Annotated in this window: 18 protein-coding genes; 7 read left to right on the top strand and 11 right to left on the bottom strand. The window is 64.3% G+C overall.

The window, feature by feature from the left end; all coding sequences use genetic code 11:
• Positions 1 to 79 precede the first annotated feature (79 nt).
• On the top strand, positions 80 to 700 hold the full coding sequence (locus LK459_RS02775) for a TetR/AcrR family transcriptional regulator (RefSeq protein ID WP_227921650.1): 621 nt from the start codon (positions 80 to 82) through the stop codon (positions 698 to 700).
• Positions 701 to 931: 231 nt separating this feature from the next.
• Positions 932 to 2,302, top strand: coding sequence for an LLM class flavin-dependent oxidoreductase (locus LK459_RS02770; protein WP_227921649.1), 1,371 nt, complete (start codon positions 932 to 934; stop codon positions 2,300 to 2,302).
• A gap of 221 nt (positions 2,303 to 2,523) precedes the next feature.
• Here the strand turns inward: LK459_RS02770 and LK459_RS02765 are convergent, their stop codons facing one another.
• From LK459_RS02765 to LK459_RS02750, 4 genes are all read right to left on the bottom strand, one after another.
• The gene (locus LK459_RS02765; protein ID WP_227921648.1) at positions 2,524 to 3,816 is read right to left on the bottom strand and encodes a low temperature requirement protein A; all 1,293 of its coding nucleotides are present in this window, start codon (positions 3,814 to 3,816) and stop codon (positions 2,524 to 2,526) included.
• Between the two features lie 93 nt (positions 3,817 to 3,909).
• Positions 3,910 to 5,043 carry a CoA transferase gene (locus LK459_RS02760; RefSeq protein ID WP_227921646.1) on the bottom strand — a complete coding sequence of 378 codons (1,134 nt, stop codon included), beginning with the start codon at positions 5,041 to 5,043 and terminating at the stop codon, positions 3,910 to 3,912.
• 56 nt (positions 5,044 to 5,099) lie between these two features.
• Complete coding sequence (gene fabG / locus LK459_RS02755; protein ID WP_007237268.1) at positions 5,100 to 5,846, bottom strand: 3-oxoacyl-ACP reductase FabG; 747 nt, start codon at positions 5,844 to 5,846, stop codon at positions 5,100 to 5,102.
• Between the two features lie 39 nt (positions 5,847 to 5,885).
• Positions 5,886 to 7,076, bottom strand: a complete 1,191-nt coding sequence (locus LK459_RS02750; protein WP_227921644.1) for an acyl-CoA dehydrogenase family protein — start codon at positions 7,074 to 7,076, stop codon at positions 5,886 to 5,888.
• 143 nt (positions 7,077 to 7,219) lie between these two features.
• Between LK459_RS02750 and LK459_RS02745 the strand changes: the two genes are divergently transcribed.
• Positions 7,220 to 7,906, top strand: coding sequence for a GntR family transcriptional regulator (locus LK459_RS02745; RefSeq protein WP_227921642.1), 687 nt, complete (start codon positions 7,220 to 7,222; stop codon positions 7,904 to 7,906).
• Between the two features lie 5 nt (positions 7,907 to 7,911).
• Here LK459_RS02745 and LK459_RS02740 read toward each other — a convergent pair whose 3' ends face one another.
• Entirely contained in the window at positions 7,912 to 8,811 is a 900-nt protein-coding gene (locus LK459_RS02740) for an SMP-30/gluconolactonase/LRE family protein (protein ID WP_227921640.1), read from the bottom strand.
• 116 nt (positions 8,812 to 8,927) lie between these two features.
• On the opposite strand from LK459_RS02740, the gene LK459_RS02735 reads away from it, so the two are divergent.
• Positions 8,928 to 9,749, top strand: a complete 822-nt coding sequence (locus LK459_RS02735; protein WP_227921638.1) for an SDR family NAD(P)-dependent oxidoreductase — start codon at positions 8,928 to 8,930, stop codon at positions 9,747 to 9,749.
• Between the two features lie 75 nt (positions 9,750 to 9,824).
• Positions 9,825 to 10,688: an alpha/beta hydrolase gene (locus LK459_RS02730; protein ID WP_007237273.1), complete on the top strand. Its 864-nt coding sequence runs from the start codon at positions 9,825 to 9,827 to the stop codon at positions 10,686 to 10,688.
• On the opposite strand, the gene LK459_RS02725 is transcribed toward LK459_RS02730, so the two are convergent.
• Positions 10,681 to 11,916 carry an SAM-dependent methyltransferase gene (locus LK459_RS02725; protein WP_227921636.1) on the bottom strand — a complete coding sequence of 412 codons (1,236 nt, stop codon included), beginning with the start codon at positions 11,914 to 11,916 and terminating at the stop codon, positions 10,681 to 10,683. The two genes, LK459_RS02730 and LK459_RS02725, sit on opposite strands and share 8 nt — an antisense overlap.
• Before the next feature lie 125 nt (positions 11,917 to 12,041).
• Complete coding sequence (locus tag LK459_RS02720) at positions 12,042 to 13,466, bottom strand: aldehyde dehydrogenase family protein (RefSeq protein WP_227921634.1); 1,425 nt, start codon at positions 13,464 to 13,466, stop codon at positions 12,042 to 12,044.
• Positions 13,467 to 13,618: 152 nt separating this feature from the next.
• Here LK459_RS02720 and LK459_RS02715 point away from each other — a divergent pair, with 152 nt between their 5' ends.
• Together LK459_RS02715 and LK459_RS02710 are read left to right on the top strand one after the other, a co-directional pair.
• Entirely contained in the window at positions 13,619 to 13,939 is a 321-nt protein-coding gene (locus LK459_RS02715) for a putative quinol monooxygenase (protein WP_007237276.1), read from the top strand.
• A gap of 220 nt (positions 13,940 to 14,159) precedes the next feature.
• On the top strand, positions 14,160 to 15,311 hold the full coding sequence (locus LK459_RS02710) for a TDT family transporter (RefSeq protein ID WP_227921633.1): 1,152 nt from the start codon (positions 14,160 to 14,162) through the stop codon (positions 15,309 to 15,311).
• A 6-nt stretch (positions 15,312 to 15,317) separates the two neighbouring features.
• Here the strand turns inward: LK459_RS02710 and LK459_RS02705 are convergent, their stop codons facing one another.
• The 4 genes from LK459_RS02705 to LK459_RS02690 all read right to left on the bottom strand — a co-directional run bounded on the left by LK459_RS02705 (position 15,318) and on the right by LK459_RS02690 (position 19,630).
• Positions 15,318 to 16,859: a phospholipase C gene (locus LK459_RS02705; protein ID WP_227921631.1), complete on the bottom strand. Its 1,542-nt coding sequence runs from the start codon at positions 16,857 to 16,859 to the stop codon at positions 15,318 to 15,320.
• 139 nt (positions 16,860 to 16,998) lie between these two features.
• On the bottom strand, positions 16,999 to 17,223 hold the full coding sequence (locus tag LK459_RS02700) for a hypothetical protein (RefSeq protein WP_227921629.1): 225 nt from the start codon (positions 17,221 to 17,223) through the stop codon (positions 16,999 to 17,001).
• A 16-nt stretch (positions 17,224 to 17,239) separates the two neighbouring features.
• Positions 17,240 to 18,055, bottom strand: a complete 816-nt coding sequence (locus LK459_RS02695) for a PE-PPE domain-containing protein (RefSeq protein WP_227921628.1) — start codon at positions 18,053 to 18,055, stop codon at positions 17,240 to 17,242.
• An 81-nt stretch (positions 18,056 to 18,136) separates the two neighbouring features.
• Entirely contained in the window at positions 18,137 to 19,630 is a 1,494-nt protein-coding gene (locus LK459_RS02690; protein ID WP_227921626.1) for an alpha/beta hydrolase, read from the bottom strand.
• Positions 19,631 to 19,702 lie beyond the last annotated feature (72 nt).

Here is a 19,702-nt window from a genome sequence, read left to right as displayed (position 1 = left end):
TACCCGCGATGGTTCCACATTCGTAGAGATAATTCCACAGCTGAGGACATATTGGACGCCAGGCGCTACCCTTGCCGCTATGCACGACACGGCATCCGCCTCCGAGAAGCGGCGCCCCGGACGCCCCGCAGGCGACGGAGCCAACCGCGACGCCATCCTCGACGCAGCCCGGGAACTGTTCGCCGCACGCGGCTACGACGGTGCGTCGATGAGAGCCATCGCCGCACAGGCCGGTGTTGACCCGGCGCTCATCCGTCACTTCTTCACCGACAAACAGGGACTGTTCAGCGCCACCATCGCCGACCGCACCGTCATCGGAGATCGCATGTCCGGTGTGTTCGACGGCGATGTCGAGGGCCTCGGCGAGCGGTTCGCATCGGCCTATCTCGATATCTGGGAGGACCCCGACACCGGCCCGATGATGGGCGCTATGTTGCGGACTGCTCTGACCACCGAGCGAGCGGCAGAACTGTTGCGCGACATGCTCATGTCGAAGGTGACCAGCCATATGCCGACAGATCGAGACGTGCCTGACGACATCGTCGTACGGATACTGCTGGCCGGAGCGCACATGCTCGGCATCGTCATCGCACGCAACCTCGCGCAGGTGCCACCACTGGCCGACTACAACAGGGACCAGATCGTGCACACCGTCGCCCCGGCCATCCAGCACTATCTCGCCGAACCTCTTCCCGCGTAGTCCTTCCGAAAGCTCGGCTGATTTTTCGCGCGTGTCCGAATGGCGGGTCCCGAGCAGCTACGAATACCGCGTTCACACGGATCCAGCAGCCGCCGCCACGGCAGTCGCCGGTGAAGACGGCTAGGGCGCTGAGTGGCCGATCCGATCATGCCGATCCCAAACCTGGGCCGAGCGGGCACCGTCCGCGTTCACTGGTTTGGTCATCCGGCATCGACACATAAGGACTCATCAATGACCCGACAGTTGCATCTCGGCGGCTTCCTGATCGCCTCCCCGGTCACCCACTCGCACGCGGCGTGGCGGCATCCCGGTTCGGAGACAGACTATTTCGGTCCGGACCACTACCACCGCGTCGGGCGAATCCTCGAGCGCGGCAAGTTCGACTTCGCCTTTTTCGCCGATCTGTTGGCTGCCCCAGATCGCTTCGGTGGCGATCAGTCCGAACCGTTCCGCCGCGGGACGCAGGCCGCCGCGACAATCGATCCGAGTTTGGTCGCAGCGTCATTGGCTGCGGTTACCACTAGGCTTGGGATCGCGGTCACCAAATCCGCCACATACTTCCATCCCTACGAACTGGCCCGCATCTTCGGCTCACTCGATCACCTGACCCGTGGTCGCATCGCTTGGAACATCGTGACCTCGCTAACGCAGGCGGAGGCGCGAAACTTCGGCCACGATGTGCACGTCGACCATGAGGAGCGGTACGCGCGGGCCGAAGAGTTCGTTTCGACGGCCATCAAGCTGTGGTCGAGCTGGGATGCCGACGCTGTGACCGCCGACCGTGCTTCCGGGGTATGGGCCGATCCGACGAAGATCCACCCCGTCGACCATGACGGTGAGTACTACCGCACGCGAGGCCCGCTCAACCAGCCGCGTTCACCGCAGCATCGGCCAGTGCTGATCCAGGCCGGGTCGTCGGAGACGGGTAGAAACTTCGCTGCTCGCTGGGCAGAAGCGATCTTCGAGATCGATCCGACCCCGGAGGGCCGGCGCGCCTACTACGACGACGTGAAGTCCAGGGTCGTGGACTTCGGTCGCGATCCCGATCATGTGAAGATCTTTCCGTCGTTCATCCCCTTCGTGGGTGAGACCGAGTCGATCGCTCGAGAGAAGCAAGCTTTCCACAACGAACTCGCTGATCCGATTTCAGGATTGATCACGTTGTCAGTGCACACGGACCATGATTTCTCGCGCTACGACCTCGACGCACCTATCGAGGACGTCCAGGTGACCGGTACCCAAGGACTCTTCGAAGTGGCGCGTAGGCTCAGTGAACGCGACAATCTGACGCTGCGGGATATCGGCAAGCTGTACGCCCAAGGAGTGCTGTTGCCGCAATTCGTAGGTACCGCCAGTGACGTCGCTGACCAGATCGAGGAATCGTTCAGCGGCGGAGAAGCCGACGGTTTCATCGTGTCCAGTGCACAGACACCGGGGACGTTCAACGACTTCGTCGACTACGTGGTGCCTGAACTCCAGCGGCGAGGACTTTTCCGTCGCGAGTACGAGGGCACGACTCTCCGACAGCACCTGGGACTCGGTGATGCGCTAGAGAATCTCCCGGCCGATATTCGAGGTGAAGAGGAGCTATTGGTCGGCTGAGGGCCGAGAGGTCGACATAGCCGAACTCACACGAAACCCTCCGCGCAGCGCGGAGGGTTTCGTCGTGAACGCCAACAAGGTTCTCTGAATCTGCGGCGATTCTCAGAAGGGGAGGACTCCCTTGAGACTGCCCCAAGCGCCTCCGCTTCCGCCGTCCGGAGCCTGCTTGATTTCGAAACCCGAAGCGTCTTGGTTGTCTCGGAAGGTGCGCGGGGGGCTCCTCAGGCCCCACCCTCGATCACGCGATCGAGCCCTCGGGCAAGTCCGCGGTGCTCGAACGTCTCGTAGAACACGATCACCGAGAGCGGAGAGATCAGCACGATCAGCAGGCACGCCCACAGTGGTGCTCCATTGGCCGCTGCGACCATCGCGACCACCGGCATGGCGAAGGTGATCACGTGACCGGGATTGCGTGGAGGGGTGCCGAGTAACCACCACAGCAGTATGAAGACCACGGCCATGAAGACCAGTACCGGGACGGCGATCGCCGAGATCGCTGCAAAGGTGGTGACATGATAGTGCTCGTCGAACGCGTATCCGATGACGTGCAGCCCCGCCCCGACGGCAGCGATGGCCGCGAAGAGGATCAGGTGCAGATACGTCCACGGAATCACCTTGTCGCGCTGCACATCCAGGACGGGGCCGGACGGCAGGATGAAGTATGTCCACCAGAGGGAAAACGAGATCAGTACGCCCACCGCGATGGCGAGCACCGACTCCACCGTCCAGCCTTGCGCGGCGGAAATCATCTGTGCGGCAGAAAGTGTGCCGGTGATCGACTCGCCGATCGCAATGATCGCGAGGAGCCCGTAGCGCTCGGCGATGTGGTGTGCGTGCCACGGGAACCCCGACCCGTGACGACGCCCCTTGAACTCGGCCACGATCGGTCCACCGAGGTCGACGAGCCAGATGATCACGAGCCAGATCATGGCGGTGGTGAACGACATCGGTGTCAGAACCCAGATCACCCAGCCGATCTGGGCAAGCCCGACGGTCAGGGCATTTGTCGTGGCGAGGCTGCGTGCTGCTGGGTCGTCGTACGCGGCCCGCAACCACAACGCGACGACGCCGACCCGCATGATGACGTAGCCGGTGACCATGACTCCGACGTCGAACTCGTCGTGGTGCTCGACCGAGGCGAATAGATCTGGGATACCGATGGCCACGACGATGACGCCGGCCATCTGCAGCAAGGTGAGGACGCGGAACAACCAGTCGTCGTTGTCAAACGAGGTCGCGAACCACGTGTATCCCACCCACGCCCACAGAATTGCGAGCATCGCGATGACGAACGCGATGACAGCAGAGCCGGTGTGGCCTTCGGCGATACCGTGCGCTAGCTGTGCGCCGGCGACACCGAAAGCGCTGACGAAGGTGAGATCGAAGAACAACTCCAGCACGCTCGCGGTGCGATGGTGCTCACGGATGTCTCGTCCGGTCATCCGGCGTAACCCGTGCCGGTAGAAACGCTCGCCGGGGCTGAGTTCCGTGAAATCGTCTCGGGCCATCTGCATGGCCCCACAATAGGAAGTGTGTTGTTCGCCGGGGCGGTGACGCGCAGTGCAGGCAGCCGATTGGGGACCATAGGTCCGGTACCTGAACGGGACTCAGTCCGATCCGACACCCGATGTGTGGGTGACCGGCGTATGCACGCCCAGCTGTGGCGCAGGCCCCACGAAGTACTGCTCGCCGTCGAACGTCGCGGGTAGGCCGGCGGCGAGGTATCGCCCGATACCGGGCTGGTCGAGCTCGGCGAACAAGGGATTCGCTTCGAGCGCACCGGACGCCACCACCTCGTCGAACGTGCGGTAGCGCCCGGACAGTACCGACGAGGCGGCGAGCACGGAAGCAACCTCATCGGTGGAGCGCTCGGCAAACCACTTGCCGAACAGCGCATTCAGCACACTGCGATGAGCGAAGCGGTCGGCTTCGAGGGAGAAGTCGACGTCGAGCGCACGCTCGAGGGAGCCGATCGCCTCGCCTGTGTCGGTGAGCTGTACGAGATCGCGGAAATGGCGGGGCGTCAGTGCAACGATCATGAACCGGTCGCCGTCGGCGGTCGACACGTCGGTGCCATAGGTTCCGTAGACGTCGTTGCCGGTGGCCTCACGAGAGCGCGAATTCACCTGCGGCTCGGTGAGATATCCGAGGGTGCTGGCGATCGAGAGCGCTGTGTCCTCGAGCGGCAATCGTATTCGGCTGCCGACTCCGGTCAGTTCACGTCGACGCACGGCGGAGGTGATCGCGAGAGCCGCGTACAACCCGCAGATCACATCCCACGCCGGCAGGACGTGATTGACCGGACCGGCGTGGTCGACCGGCCCGGTGATCAGGGGGAAACCGAGTTCGGCATTCACCGTGTAGTCGACGGCGGGAGAGCCGTCGGAGCCGCCGAGTAGTTCCAGCGTGATCACATCGGGGCGAACCTGCTTCAGCGCCTCGTGACTCATCCACTCCCGACCGCCCGAGTTGGTGACGAGAATGCCGCCGCCGGGTCCGGACTCGGTGATCAGACTCCTCACCATTGATTGTCCCTCGGCTGAGCGCAGATCAGCGGTGACCGACTTCTTGCCCTTGTTGAGTCCCGTCCAGTAGATGGAGGTGCTGCCGTCGTCGGTGAGCGGCCATCGGTTGACGTCCGCAGCGCCGCCGATCGGATCGACACGGATCACCTCGGCGCCCAACTGGGCCAGAGTGAGCCCGCACAGCGGCGAGGCGACAAAGCTCGAGATCTCGACCACACGCACACCGTGAAGTGGTCGACGGGTGTCAGACCCGGTCTGAGTCTCCGCTGTGGTCACATGAATCGCCCGCCGGTGACCTCCATGACCGTCCCTGTCATGTACGACGACAGATGGCTGGCGAGAAACAGCGCGACGGTGGCGACTTCGCTGACTTCGCCTGCACGGCCCATGGGGATCTCGGCCATCTTCTGATCCCAGGCCTTCTGTGGCATGGCCTCGGTCATCGCCGAGCGGATGAGCCCGGGCTGGATGGCGTTGACCCGAACACCATGGTGTGCCATCTCTTTCGCGGCCGCTTTCGTCATGCCGACGACGCCTGCTTTGGCTGCCGAGTAGTTGGTCTGCCCGACCATGCCGACCTTGCCCGACAGTGACGACAGATTCACGATCGCACCGGACTTGCGTTCACGCATGATGGCCGCGGCCTTTCGGGTGCCGTTCCAGGTCCCCTTCAGGTGCACGTTGATGACCTGGTCGAACTGCTCCTCGGTCATGTTTCGCATCGTGGCATCGCGGGTGATGCCCGCGTTGTTCACCATCACATCCACGGGACCGAATGCGTCTGCGGCAGCTCCCAATAGCGCGTCGACGTCGTCGCTGACGGTGACGTCGCATCGCACCCCGATGGCACGCTCGGTGCCGCCGAGTTCGACGGCGGCCTTCTCGGCGGCCTCGGCGTTGACGTCGCCGATGACGACGCGAGCGCCTTCGTCGACGAACAGTTGCGCGATGGCGAATCCGATTCCCTGTGCGGCGCCGGTGATCACGGCGGTCTGGTTGTGCAGGAGTGGTCCGGGCATGGGCGTGGAATTCTCTCTCTCGATCGGGGAAGTGGAGTATCAGCTGTGTGTCGACGCTGCGCGAATGAGGTTGCCGCCGATGATGAGTCGTTGGATCTCGCTGGTTCCCTCGTAGAGACGCAGCAACCGCACATCGCGATAGATGCGCTCCACGGGTACCTCGCGCATGTAGCCTGTGCCGCCATGGATCTGCACGGCGAGATCGGCGACCTTACCGACCATCTCTGTGCAGAAGAGTTTCGCCGCCGACGGCGCGGTGCGCCGATCTTCGCCGGAGACGTACTTGGCGGCGGCGTCGCGCACCAACGCGCGTCCGGCCATCACGCCCGTCTGCTGGTCGGCGAGCATCGCCTGGACCAGTTGGAAGGTGCCGATGGGCTTTCCGCCCTGGGTGGCACTGGCTGCGTAAGCCACTGATTCGTCGAGCGCACGTTGTGCCTGGCCGACCGACAGGGCGGCGATGTGGACGCGACCGCGCGCCAGCGAGGTCATGGCGGCTTTGTAGCCCTTCTCCTCGTCGCCGCCGACGAGCGCCGACGCCGGCACGCGCACGCCGTCGAACGTGACGTCGGCGGTCCAGGCGCCCTCCTGGCCCATTTTGGAATCCTTCGGCCCCACCTCGATGCCTGGAGTGTCTGCGGGAACGAGGAACACCGCTATGCCGGTGCCGGATTCGTCTGCCGGACGGGTGCGTGCGAAAACAACGAACAGGTCGGCGATGGGGGCGTTGGTGATGAAGCGTTTCTGTCCGTCGATGACCCACTCGTCACCGTCGCGCACCGCCTTGGTGCGCAGTCCCGCAGGGTTGGAGCCAGCACCTGGTTCGGTGAGTGCGAAGGATGCGACAACCTCACCCGAGGCGATGCCTTCGAGCCACTGCTTCTTCTGCTCGTCGGTGCCGAAGTTGACGAGCACCTGCCCGGCGATGCCGTTGTTGGTCCCGAACATCGACCGTAGGGCGAGACTGGTGTAACCGAACTCCATCGCCAGTTCGACGTCCTGGGTCAAATCGAGGCCCAGCCCGCCCCATACCTGCGGGATCGCGTAGCCGAACAGGCCCATCTCGGCCGCCTGCGCTCGCAGGTCGGAAGGAATCTCGTTGGTCTGCATGATCTCGGCTTCACGGGGCACCACCTTGGTGCGGATGAAGTCGTGGACCAGCTGATGGATCTGTGCGAAATCCTCGGCGTCGACGGCTGGTCGGTGATCGTGTGCTGCTGCAGCGGTCATGTCTGGAAAATATCAAAAACACGCGGACGACACCAGGGGTGTGAACATAGAAGCAGCGTAGAACCCCCTTTGTCCTGTTAAGTGCTGCGGAAATGATATTAATTGCTGGGCAGAGGTAACTGACGACGCGCTACCATCGACCGGTGACTGTCAAGCCTCACGAGAAGATCGACACCGGGTCCGACGCCGTGGCGTCGGTGCGCAAGGAATCCGCAGCGCGCGAGATCCGCAGCCTCGTCTTCGCGGGAGAGTTGCGGCCTGGGTCGAAGGTCGACCAGGATGCGCTGGCGGAGCGCTTGGGGATGAGCAAGCTCCCGGTGCGGGAGGCGCTCATCGCACTCGCTGGCGAGGGCATCATCGAGACCATCCCGCGGCGCGGAGCTTATGTCGCCGACCTCTCGCGGGAAGACATCCGCGACCACTATTGGATGCTCGGGGTCATCTCCGGCCTCGCAGCCGAACGTGCCGCGGCAAACCTCTCCGACGATGACTTCGCCGACCTCGACGCTCTGGCGGCGCAGATGGAGGCGACCGACGACCTCCTCGAGATGGAGCGGTTGAACTCTGCATTTCACCGCATGATCAACAAGGCGTCCAGGTCGCGTCGGCTCATCGCCGAGTTGCGACTGCTCAGCCGCGCGATCCCGCCGAACTTCTTCGACTCCCACCCCGACGCGGTCGCCTCCTCACTGCGCGACCACCGCGAGATCCTCGACGCCCTGCGTGATCGCTCACCCGGCATCGTCCGCACGCTCATCGAAGGTCACTTCTTCCGCGGCGGACACCGCGCCGTCGAACTTCTCGAAGAAGCGGGTTTCTGGAGAGAGTGAGCAGGTCACGGGCGTCCCGCGTGACCCACGGCTACCCGAACCGCACGGATGGTGGCCTCTCGTGCTGCAGATCGTGCGTGCTCGTCGAAATCCGGCGCGCAACTGATGAACAAGGTGTCGTCGGCGCTTCCGCCGAGCATGCACGCGTATGCGCCTGTGCCGAGAGCAATCTCGTCGACGATCTCGCCGCCCTCCCGCACTCGGATGACACGAGAACCGACAGCGTCGGCGACCCAGAGGCACCCCTGTGCGTCGAGCCCGCATCCGTCGGGGGCGACGACGGCCATGCCCAAGGCGTCGGCAAGGGAGGGAGACGACGGCTGGTCGCCGAACCGCGCCCAGTCCCGACGCTCTCCGAGCGAGCCGTCAGCATGAATCGTGAACGCACTGATGCGATTTCCGAAAGTCTCGTCGACGATCAGCGTCGTACCGTCTGGTGTCACCACGCTACCGTTCGGAAAGTAGAGTCCCGACGCGACGGACGTGACGGTGCCGTCCGGGTCGATACGGAGCAGTGACGCAGGTTCGATGTCGGCGCCTGCCATGAGGTCGAAACCGAAGTTGCCCAGCCAAGCGCGGCCCTCGCCGTCGACGACCATGTCGTTCGGATGGCCGGTGACGTGCTCACTGACATCGGCGTGCACGACAACCGATCCATCGTCTTCGAGCCGAAGGATCGTACGATCCTTCATCGACACGACGAGCAGCCTGCCGTCGGGAAGCCAGCCCAACCCGGATGGCTGCGCGGGAACCTCGAGCTCTCTACGGAGCTCAGAGCCGTCTTCCTTCACCGAATAGACGGCATGTGTGTAGAAATCGACGAACCACAGCCGGCCGTCGTGCCATCGTGGGCATTCCGTGAACGACATGTCGGAGACGACGGTGCGCAGCTGTGGTGTGGTCATGATCGGAGTGTAGGAACCCTCGACCGACGACCGTGGCCACTCCGCGTATTCGGCAGCAACGTGTAGACCTGAGTGCATGTGTTCACGCCGCGCGCGGCGACCGACGAGGGGGCTCAGTGGCAGACAAACCGACGATCGTGATCACCGGTGCGAGCGACGGGATCGGCGCGGTGGCGGCGAGGGAACTCGCGGGTGACGATGCCGACCTGATCGTGGTCGGCAGGTCCCGTGAGAAGACCGAGGCTGTGGCCGAAGAGGCAGGCGCGACATGGTTCACCGCCGACTACTCGCGCCTCGACGACGTCCGGAAGCTGGCAGACGAGATCGCCAGTCACACGGCATCGATCGACGTTCTCCTGAACAACGCAGGCGGAACCTTTTCGCCATCGCAGCGCACCGCCGACGGCCATGAGCCGAATTTCCAGATCAACCACCTCTCCGGCTTTCTGCTCACCACGCTGTTGAAGGATCGCCTTGCCGCCGACGGCGGTGCCCTGGTGGTCAACACATCGAGCTTTGGGAATCTCGCAGGCAGTGTCGATCTCACCGACCTCGACTACGAACGCAGACGACCATTCGAGTTGCGCTGTTACGGAACGAGCAAACTGGAGAACATCATGTTCACCCGCGGTATCGCCGAGCGGTGGCGTGGGGACGGGATAGTCTCTGCCGCTGTGCATCCCGGAGTGGTCGCGTCCAGCTTCGGGAGAGACTCGGCATTCATCGGGTTGTTCTACCGCACACCACTCAAGCGGGTTGGCACCATCACACCGGAGCAGGGCGCGCAACCGCTCATCGAACTGGCCCGGCGTGGTGCCGATCCGACTATCAACGGTGTGTACTTCGATCGCTTCAAGCCCAACGGGAGAGAGAACAGACAGGCACGGCGCCGCGACCTCATCGACGGATTGTGGGCGGCGTCGGAGAGTCTGATCTGACCGAGGCGCCAACGCCCGGTCATCAACCGTGGTGATCGTCGTCGTTCGAGCGGCCCGGTGCGCAATAATGGCGCAATGGCTGACAGCGCAGACGGCACGCCCGGCGTCACGACGGAGGAGCGCACCTTCTCCGGCAAGCACGGCGAACAGATCTTCTACACGACCCTCACCCCCGCGGAACCGCGCGCTCTCGTCGTGATCGCCCACGGGCTCGGCGAGCACGGCGGTCGATACGCGCACGTCGCCGAGAAGTTCACCAGCGCCGGATACGCAGTGGCGATCCCCGATCACCTCGGCCACGGCAGATCGGGCGGAAAACGGCTGCGTATCAAGTCATTCAAGCAGTTCAGTGACGACCTCGACACCGTCATCACACAAACCGCGATCGACGGGTTGCCCACCTACCTGCTCGGGCACAGCATGGGCGGATGTATCGCGCTCGACTACGCACTCGATCATCAGGACATGCTCGACGGACTCGTACTCTCCGGCGCCGCCGTGATGCCCGGCGACGACATGCCCGGCCCGGTCATCGCGGTCTCGCAGATCCTCGGCAAGGTTGCCCCGTGGCTGCCGACGATCGCTCTCGATTCGACGGCGGTTTCGCGTGATCCCGCCGTCGTCGAGGCATACCAGTCGGATCCGATGGTCACGCGCGCGAGAATTCCCGCCAGACTCGGTGCGGAGATGCTGTCGACCATGCAGAGCTTCCCCGACCGGGTGGGGTCGCTGCGCCTCCCACTGCTGGTCATGCACGGTTCAGCCGATCGACTGACCAACCCCGCGGGCAGTGAGATGGTCGAGCGGCTCGCAGGCTCAGACGACAAGACCCTCGTCATCTTCGACGACCTCTACCACGAGATCTTCAACGAGCCCGAGCAGGAGAAGGTGCTGACCACGGTCGTCTCCTGGCTCGACGCGCACGTGCCCGCTACGTGAGCGGCCGTGTGGCAGTGATCTGTTCGACGCCCATGCGTCCGTCACGGAACGCCATGCGCCCACCGACCAGGTAGAGCCGCCATACCCGGGCCATCTCGTCGCCGACCAGATCGACGGCACGCGCCCAGTTCTTCTCGAATGTGTCGTACCAGACGTCGACGGTGCGTACGTAGTGCTCCGCCATCTCCTCGACGTCGTCGACTCGAAGTCCCGCGTCGGTCAGGTACTGCATCGTGCGTTCGACCGGCCGCATGTACATGTCGGGAGCGATGAACGACTCGATGAACGGGCCGCCTCCCGGGTGTTTGCCCTCCGGTCGTGACATCTGCTGCACGCACACCATGCCGCCGGGAACGACCTTGTCGTGCAACACCTGTGCGTAGGTTGCATAGTTCTGTTCACCGACGTGCTCACCCATCTCGAGTGATGCCACGGCGTCGAAGGGACGGTCGGGGATCTCACGGTAGTCCTGCACGCGGATTTCGACGCGGTCGGCGAGCCCGCGCTGTGCGACGCGTTCGTCGATGAACGCCTTCTGCTCGCGCGAGATGGTGACACCGACCACCTCGGCGTCGAAATGTTCTGCGGCGTAGAGCGACAGCGAACCCCAGCCACAGCCGATATCCAGGAACCGTTGTCCGGGTCGGGTATCGAGTCCCACTTTGCGGCACACCCGGTCGAGCTTGTCGGCCTGGGCATCGGCAAGCGTGTAGTCGGGATCGTCTGAGGTCCAGTAGGCGCTCGAATACGCCATGTGGTCGTCGAGGATCAGTTCGTAGAACTCGTTCGAGAGATCGTAGTGGTGACTGATCGCGGCTCTGTCGCGGGCGCGGGAGTGCAGACGTCCCCGCACACGTGCTTGCGTTGCTGGTGGAGCCTTGGGAAGGCCGAGCAGCCTGTAGCGCAAGGCCAACCTCGCGGCGTCGACCACGATTCGCGGTGACGGTCGGATGCCGGCGAGATGGCGTTCGCGCGCGACGCCCCACACATGGGTGAGCGCGTCGTCGAGGTCGTCGAGCACTTCGAGTTCGCCAGTGACGTACGCCTGTGCTGCGCCGAGTTCGCCGGGATGCCACACCAGTCGGCGTAGCGCATCGGCGCTGTAGATCGCGACGTGCGGCGCGTCGTCGGGGCCGGCGACACTGCCGTCCCACGCCGTGAGGTGCACGGGAATCTCGCCGCGCACATGACGTTCGATCACGTCGGCGATGTCACGGGCAACGGTCATCGGAGCTCCTTGCGTGGTCGACCTGGTACGACTGTCACCGATTCTTCGTTGGCCGCAGTGCATCCGGATGGGTGGCCGTGCCGGGTATCACCCATCCGGACGTCCGACGTCTAGGCCTCATACATCTAGGACTCGTAGCCGAGCAACGACTTCACCTCGAGGAACTCGTCGAAGGCATAATCGCTCCACTCGCGGCCGTTACCGCTCTGCTTGTAGCCGCCGAACGGCGCCGACGGGTCGAGTTGCGCGCCGTTGAGTGAGATCGATCCCGCCCTGATCCGTTCGCCGATTCGGCGCACCTCGTCGAGGTCCTTGCCGGACACGTATCCCGCAAGTCCGTACTCGGTGTCGTTGGCGATCTCGAGTGCTTCGTCGATGTCGTCGTACCCGATGATGACGAGCACCGGCCCGAACACCTCGGTGCGCGCGATCTCCATGTCGTTGGTGACACCGGAGAACACAGTCGGTCGTACGTAGTAGCCGCTGGGCAGATCGTCGGGCCTACCGGGTCCGCCGATGACCGGTGTCGCGCCGTCGTCGATAGCGCGCTCGATGAGTCCCTGGATCTTCTCGAACTGCGGCTCGGAGACCACCGGGCCGAGACGCACCTTGCCGGTCGGATCACCCACGGTCAGCGAGGGTTCGACCGACTTCACGGCCTCGATCACGTCGTCGAGACGCGCGTTGGGTACCAGCATGCGGGTGGGGGCGTTGCACGACTGTCCCGAGTTGGTCATCACCGTTGCCACACCGCCGGCGACGTTCTTCGCCAGATCGTCGTCGTCGAGAATGATGTTGGGGCTCTTGCCCCCGAGTTCCTGCGCCACTCGCTTGACCGTCGGCGCAGCGGTTCGTGCCACCTCTATGCCCGCGCGCGTGCTGCCGGTGAACGAGATCATGTCGACGTCGGGATGTGCAGCCAAGGCCGAACCGACACCCGGGCCATCACCGTTCACGAGGTTGAACACGCCTGCCGGAACGCCTGCGGCGTCGAAGATCTCGGCGACGATCGCGGCAGAGAACGGGGCCACCTCCGACGGCTTGAGCACCATCGTGCAGCCGGTTGCGAGCGCGGGGGCGACCTTGCACATCACCTGGTTGAGCGGCCAGTTCCACGGGGTGATGAAGCCGCACACGCCGATGGGCTCCTTGACGATCCGTGAGGTCCTACGGTCCTCCGCGAAGCGGTACTCAGGCAGTGATGCCGCGGCGGTCATGAGGTGTCCGAGGCCGATCGGTACCTGGGCGGCGCGTGCCAACCCGGACGGGGCACCCATCTCCTCGGTCACGGCGTCGGCCAGTTCGTCGGCACGCTTCTGATACTCGTCGATGATCGCGGTGAGGACCGCGACCCTCTCGTCGACCGAAGTGCGACCCCACGTCGCGAATGCGCGTCGGGCCGCGGCGACCGCGGCGTCGACATCGGCGGCGGTGCCCAACGCCACATGTCCTGCGGGCTTTTCCGTCGCAGGGTTGATGACATCGATGAGAGTGAGTTCAGCGGGTTCCACCCACTGGCCGTCGATGTAGAACGTGGTGATCTCGCGCATCGCTTCTCCTCCTGTGGTGCTGTGTGACCAAAGTTACGCCCGGACCATTCAGGTGAGGTGACTCGCCTCCCGGTACGTGCTGTCGAAGCGGTTCTCACAATAAGACGTCGCGGCCATTCCGCCTTGTCGTGTGGTCGACCTAGTCTTGGTGCATGATCCACATCGTCGCCAAATGGCAGATCAAACCCGAATATGCAGACCAGTGGCCCGAGCTGGTCGCCGAGTTCACCGAAGCCACCAGGTCGGAACCGGGAAACAAGTGGTTCGCGTGGTCACGCAGCCTCGACGACCCGAACGAGTACGTCCTGATCGAGGCATTCGACGACGATGCCGCCGTCGCGCACGTGTCGAGCGATCACTTCAAGAAGGCGACGGCCGACCTGCCGCAGTTCCTCGTCGCCACTCCCGAGATCATCAACACGACGGTCGACGCCGACGGATGGTCGGAGCTGGGGGAGATGTCCGTCGACTGACCGCACAACGGGCTGAACACAGCGCCCACTCGACCACCTACCGGTCGAGTGGGCGCTGTGTGCTGCCGACTGGGCGCTGCCTGTTGCCGAGTGGGCGCTGTGTGTTGTCGAGTGGGCGCTGTCTGGATCGGGGCCTGCATCTCTAGTCACAAGTGAGCCTTGTGACCCCACAATTTCGAGCCATCTTCCGGCGGTGTGCGTCACGGCCCATGCTCAGAGGATGACCGAGATCCTCGACCGCCAGCGTGCTCGCGACATTCGAGTCGACACGTCGTCGGCGGGGCGTCGGATCGGCGACGCCTTCGCGCACATCACCCCCAACTGGTTCGCGACGGTGATGGGCACCGGGATAGTCGCGACGTCGGCGATCAGTGTTGCCGGACAGCTGCAGACGGTCCAAGTGCTGGCGACCGCGATCTGGTTGCTGGCGGTGGTGCTGCTCGTATTGGTCTCCGTGGCATTCGCCGCCCATTGGCTCCGGCATCCCGTACACGCGCGTCACTACGCGATGGACCCGGTCATGGTGCAGTTCTACGGGGCCATCCCGATGGCGCTGTTGACCGTCGGGGCGGGCACGATCACCGTCGGATCGTCGCCCCTCGGGTCCGGGACGGCGGTTACCGTCGACGCCGTGCTGTGGTCGGTCGGAACCCTGACGGGCCTCGGCACGGCGATCGGGGTGCCGTATCTGATGATGACGCGTCATCATCGACGCACGGATCTCGTCGCGCTCCCTGCCTGGCTGATGCCCGTTGTGCCACCGATGGTGTCGGCGACGACGGGAGCGCTGCTCGTCGACCACGTCCCGGCCGGCCAATGGCGGCTCGGCTTCCTCGCGCTGTGTTACATGCTGTTCGGGCTGAGCCTGTTCCTCGGGATCTTCACACTGACGCTCATCTATGGTCGGCTGATGCGCGGAGGTGTGCCGACCGGGAGTGCCGCACCGACGATGTGGATCACGCTGGGTGTGATCGGCCAGTCCGTCACGGCGGCCAATTCTCTTGCTGCCCATGCCGACAACGCGTTGGCCGGGCGCACCGGTCAGCATGTGATCGGCATGGGTCTGATCGACGTCGGCGTCTGTTACGGTCTCGCCGCCACCGGTTTGGGTGCGGGGATGTTCGTGCTCGCGACCGCCGTCACGGTGCACAACGTGCGTCGTTCGATGCCGTTCGCCCTCACGTGGTGGAGCTTCACGTTCCCGATCGGCACCTGTGTGACGGGACTGGCTGCTCTGGGAACCGCGTTGCAGTCCACTATGTTTCGTGGTGCAGCCGTCGTGCTGTTCGCGGTACTCCTCGTCGTATGGGCACTTGTCTTCGCGCGCACCGTTGCAGCGGTTCTCGGCGGTCGCCTGCCGGCAGCCGCCTGAACGGGCTCAGACGACGCCGCTCGGTGACCTGCGTGTGCCCGGCTGCTGGCGCGGCATACGATTGGGCGGCACCGGATAGGGCTTGCCGTACCCGGCTGTACCGGCGGCGATGTTTGGACCGCATCTGACAAGCGCGTTCTGCGCCTTGGGATTGGGGTCCCCGAGCCGCGGTCGTGCCGAGTTGGGACGGTGTGCGAAATCGAACACCGTCGTCATGTCGCCGACGGTCTGTCTGCGCCACGCGGTCAGATTCGGAACGTCCACCCCGAATCGCTTCTCGATGAGCTTCAGCTGTGACGTATGGTCGAACGTCTCGCGCGCAACGAGCCCACCACGGCTGTACGGCGAGATCACGAAGCACGGCACGCGGTAGCCGAGCCCGATTGGACCGCGGATGCCCTTCGACGACGAGACCTTGTTGATGTTCGGCACGCTGACGTACTCGCCCTTGGTGCCGGGCGGTGCTGTCGGCGGGACGACGTGGTCGAAGAAGCCGCCGTTCTCGTCGTAGCTGATGATCAGGGCGGTCTTCTCCCACACGGCGGGATTGGACGTGAGGATGTCGAGGAGTTGCACGATGCCCACCGCGCCGAGAGCGGCGGGCAGAGCGGGGTGCTCGCATTCCATGGCGGGCGGGACGACCCATGACACCTTGGGCAGCCGGTTCGCTGCGACGTCGGCGCGAAAGTCGTTGGGGTAGGTGGGTGCGATACCGCGTCGGGCCAGCTCCGAATTGGGATCCTGTGCCTGCTTGAAGCAGCCCATCATGCCGTCGAGGACGACCGACGACACGGGGCCGAGATCCTTGTTGTTGTAGATCTTCCAGCTCACCCCCGCGTCGCTGAGGTTCTCCGGCATCGTGCGCCAGCTGTAGGCGAACTTTGGTATCAGCGTGGGTGTTTCGAGTAGTGGTCCCCCGTGTGCGCCCTCCGGGTCGAGCGTCGCGCTCATCCAGTAGAGCCGGTTGGGGTCGGTGGGGCCGAGAACGGAGCAGTGGTAGGCGTCGCAGATCGTGAATGCCTCGGCGAGAGTGCGGTGGATCGGGATGTCGTCGCGCTCGTAGTAGCCCATGAGTGCCGGCGCGTTGGCGGGACCGACCGATTCGATCGACATCGGAAGCCAGCCGTCGTTGCGCCCGTCGTTCCACGCCTTGTGCAGTCCTGCCCACGAGTGGTCGGGGTCGTTGATGCAACCGCCGTCGAGATTGGCGTCGTTCTCGGTGTCGAGGCGGAAGGGCATCGTGTATCCCGACTTCGTCGGCCCGACGCCCGGTGCCCATCCGTGCTGTCGCCACAGGGGCGTCGACTCGCCGAAGCCACGCACACCGGAGTAGGTGCCGAAATAGTGGTCGAAGCTACGGTTCTCCTGCATGAACAACACGATGTGCTCGATGTCGTCGAGTGAACCGGTGCCGGCCGGATCTGCCTGGGCATATGCCTTGTCGATGATCGGTGCGGCCCACGACGTGAGCAGCGCGCCGCCGCCGACTGCGGCCACTCTCGACAGGAACTCCCGACGACTCAGACCGCCAAAAGGCATCTCCGACATACACACTCCTGGTGGATGGATGGTGCCGTGAGGTGTCCGGGCGCGTCCCCCGCGGCAGAGCGTAACCGCCGAAGTCTAAACCCGCACTGTGAATGCCGCCGAGCTTTCGTGCGTATGCCGAGCGTCGAGGAGGTGGACGTCAGTGGATGCTGCTCATGACCGCGACGACGACCCCGGCGATCACCAGGACCCCGACGCAGCAGGCCATCACGATCGCGAGTCGACGCCGCCCGCGACTGATCGCATTGATACCCACGCCGATACAGATCAGGATCGCCGCGGAGTAGACGGCGATGGCCAACGTCAGTAGGGCTACCGCGCCCTGATCTGCGGCGAGAACCAGCGGTGTCGAGGACGGCGTCATACGTCGAGTAGATCATTCAGCCGATCGGCAGCACCCTGGTGTCCCCGAGCTTCGCGTAACCGCTGCGGTCATAACCTCTGTCGACGACCGGCTTCCATGTGCTGTTGCCCTGATCTGCCAGCCAACCGAGTCCCATGTTGCGCATACGTTCATACCGGGGCAGATACTGCGTCGGGACGAGCACGAACGTGTAGTTGCCCTTCCGCGTGACGAGATTCGACGAGGCGTTGACGTCGACAGCGGTGTAGTTCGGATGTATCGACGTGTACCCGTCCTGCGCGTTGACCACTGCGAGCGTGTTCCCCACGTCGTTCGGGTAGTCGGACATGCCGTCGTACTCTCGGCTGATGTCGATGGTCGTGTACTTCGTGTAGGGCGTCGGGGTGCCGGTCTTCTGCAGCGTGTTGCGTCCGTTGAGCGGGTGCTGAGGGTTGCCGAACAGGACGAAGTACATGTCGGAGGCCGCAGGCGAACCCGCGCTCCCCGCATTGCGTTTGAGCCATTCGGACGCGACGAGCGCACCCTGCGAGAAACCCATGACGGCCTTCTTGCCCGGGGTGGCGGCAATCGCCGTCGACAGTGCCGACACGCCGCTGTCGACGACGGAGCTCAGTAGACCCGACGTCTTGTACGACACCGACTTGCAGGTGTTGGGCGCCTTGCACATGACTCCCTGCAACTCACTCGACATCGGTGCCGACACCACGTTCGGGTTCGGTCCGACCGTCAGCACCGTGACGCCGGTGTCGGCTGTCGCGGTCGCCGATCCGAACCAGACCGCCGGCAGCAGCAGACACAGTGCACAGACAAACCCCACCAACTTCGACCGCATGCGATTTCCCCCCTGGAAATGTCAGATCGCGCTGTTGACCTTCGAGATGTTACTTCGGCCCCTCGACGCCCAGCGTTACCGTCACGGCGTCGGGACGGGTGTCGTCGTCGTGGTGGTCGTCGGCGCGTCTGGCGTCGACGTGGAGGTGGTCGAGTCGGCGGACGGCGACGGAGCAACCGACGACCACGGATTCTGCGTCGTGGTGGTCGTCGTCACCGACGAGGTGCCCGGCGTCGTCGATTCGGTAGCAGAAGTCGCCGATTCCGCGGACTCTGATGCCGATGGTGTCGTCGACTCCTGAGTGCTTCCGGAGAGTGCGGCGAGTACCGCGGGTGTCTCCACTGGTGCAGCCGCGGCGACGCGCGCGGCCGCGGTGGCCTTCGCGACGCCGTCGGGTTCCGGCGATCCCGCGGCGCTGACGAGTTGGGTCTTCGCGGTCACTGCGGGAGTCTTGTTGAGCGCGGCGAGGACGTCGTCTTTGCCCGCTCCGAGCCCCCGGTCCCAGTTGGCCCAGTTGTGCACCCCGTAGTTGGGCAGCGAGATCACCGACACACCGCTCTGCGCCAGCTGTAGCTGCAGCAGCACCGTCGAGACCGCCGACAGAATCTCCAGCGCCACCGCGTTGATCAGATCCGACTGCGAGAGCTTTGCCATGTCGGTAGGACTCGGGAACCCGTTGCCCGACGAGATGATCAACGTCTGGCCGTTCTGCTTGAGCTTGTCGATGTTCTTCGAAGGGTCGTTCGCCGTCCATCGGGCGCTGCCGGGGACACCCCACATGTTGACGATGCCGTTGGTGTAATTCGACACCAGCGTCTGAGTTGCGAGTACGCCGAGCGCGCCGATCGGGTTGTCGGTCTGGTAGTACCCCGACATCGCCTGCACGACCTTGAACTGTTCCGGGTGCCGCTCGGCGAGGGTCACCGCAGGCCCCGCCGACATCGAGAGGCCGACGATCGCATTGTCGGATTTACTGACACCGAAGTTGGTGGCGAGGTAGTCGGGCAGTTCCTGGGTCAGAAACGTCTCCTGCTTGATCGTGACCTTCTTGTCGCCCGCTCCGCCGTCCCAGTCGGTGTAGAACGACGACGCCCCGCCCGCGGGCATGACGAGCGTGGTGTCGCTCCTGCCGTCGTAGACCTTCGCAGCCTGGACGTCGGTGGTCCACGCCGAGCGGTCGTCACGCGCACGCATGCCGTCGAGCAGGTACACCCCCTTCGCACTGCCGTTGGATGCGCGTATCTGGACGATGACGAACTTGTGCTGGGACTCCGACCAGACCTTGCAGTTCTGCACGTAATTGCCCGACGAATCCCAAATGCATCCCTCGCGCAGGACCTCGGGATGACCGACCATGGCCGACGCCCGATTGTCCTTGCCGACCAGTGTCCCGAGGCCGAGTAGTGCTGCGGTCAGCGTCAGTACCGTTCCGACGCCGATCAGGCGGCGTCGAATACGCCGTGGTCCACGAGCCCGGGCAGCGGTCGGCGTCGGCTCGGCGGCCGTCGGAGCGTCGTCGTAGACAGTCCACTGATCGCGCGGATCACTACTCGGTGAATGGGGTGGGATGGGCATGTGGCTCCTGCCGTCTGTGGTCCCCGATGTCTAAGTGGTCGGTTTGCGCATCGACTCCGTTACATGCGATCC

This window comes from Gordonia otitidis, from assembly GCF_020735545.1.
Taxonomy (GTDB): Bacteria; Actinomycetota; Actinomycetes; order Mycobacteriales; family Mycobacteriaceae; genus Gordonia; species Gordonia otitidis.
This window is presented reverse-complemented; position numbering and strand designations above follow the sequence as displayed.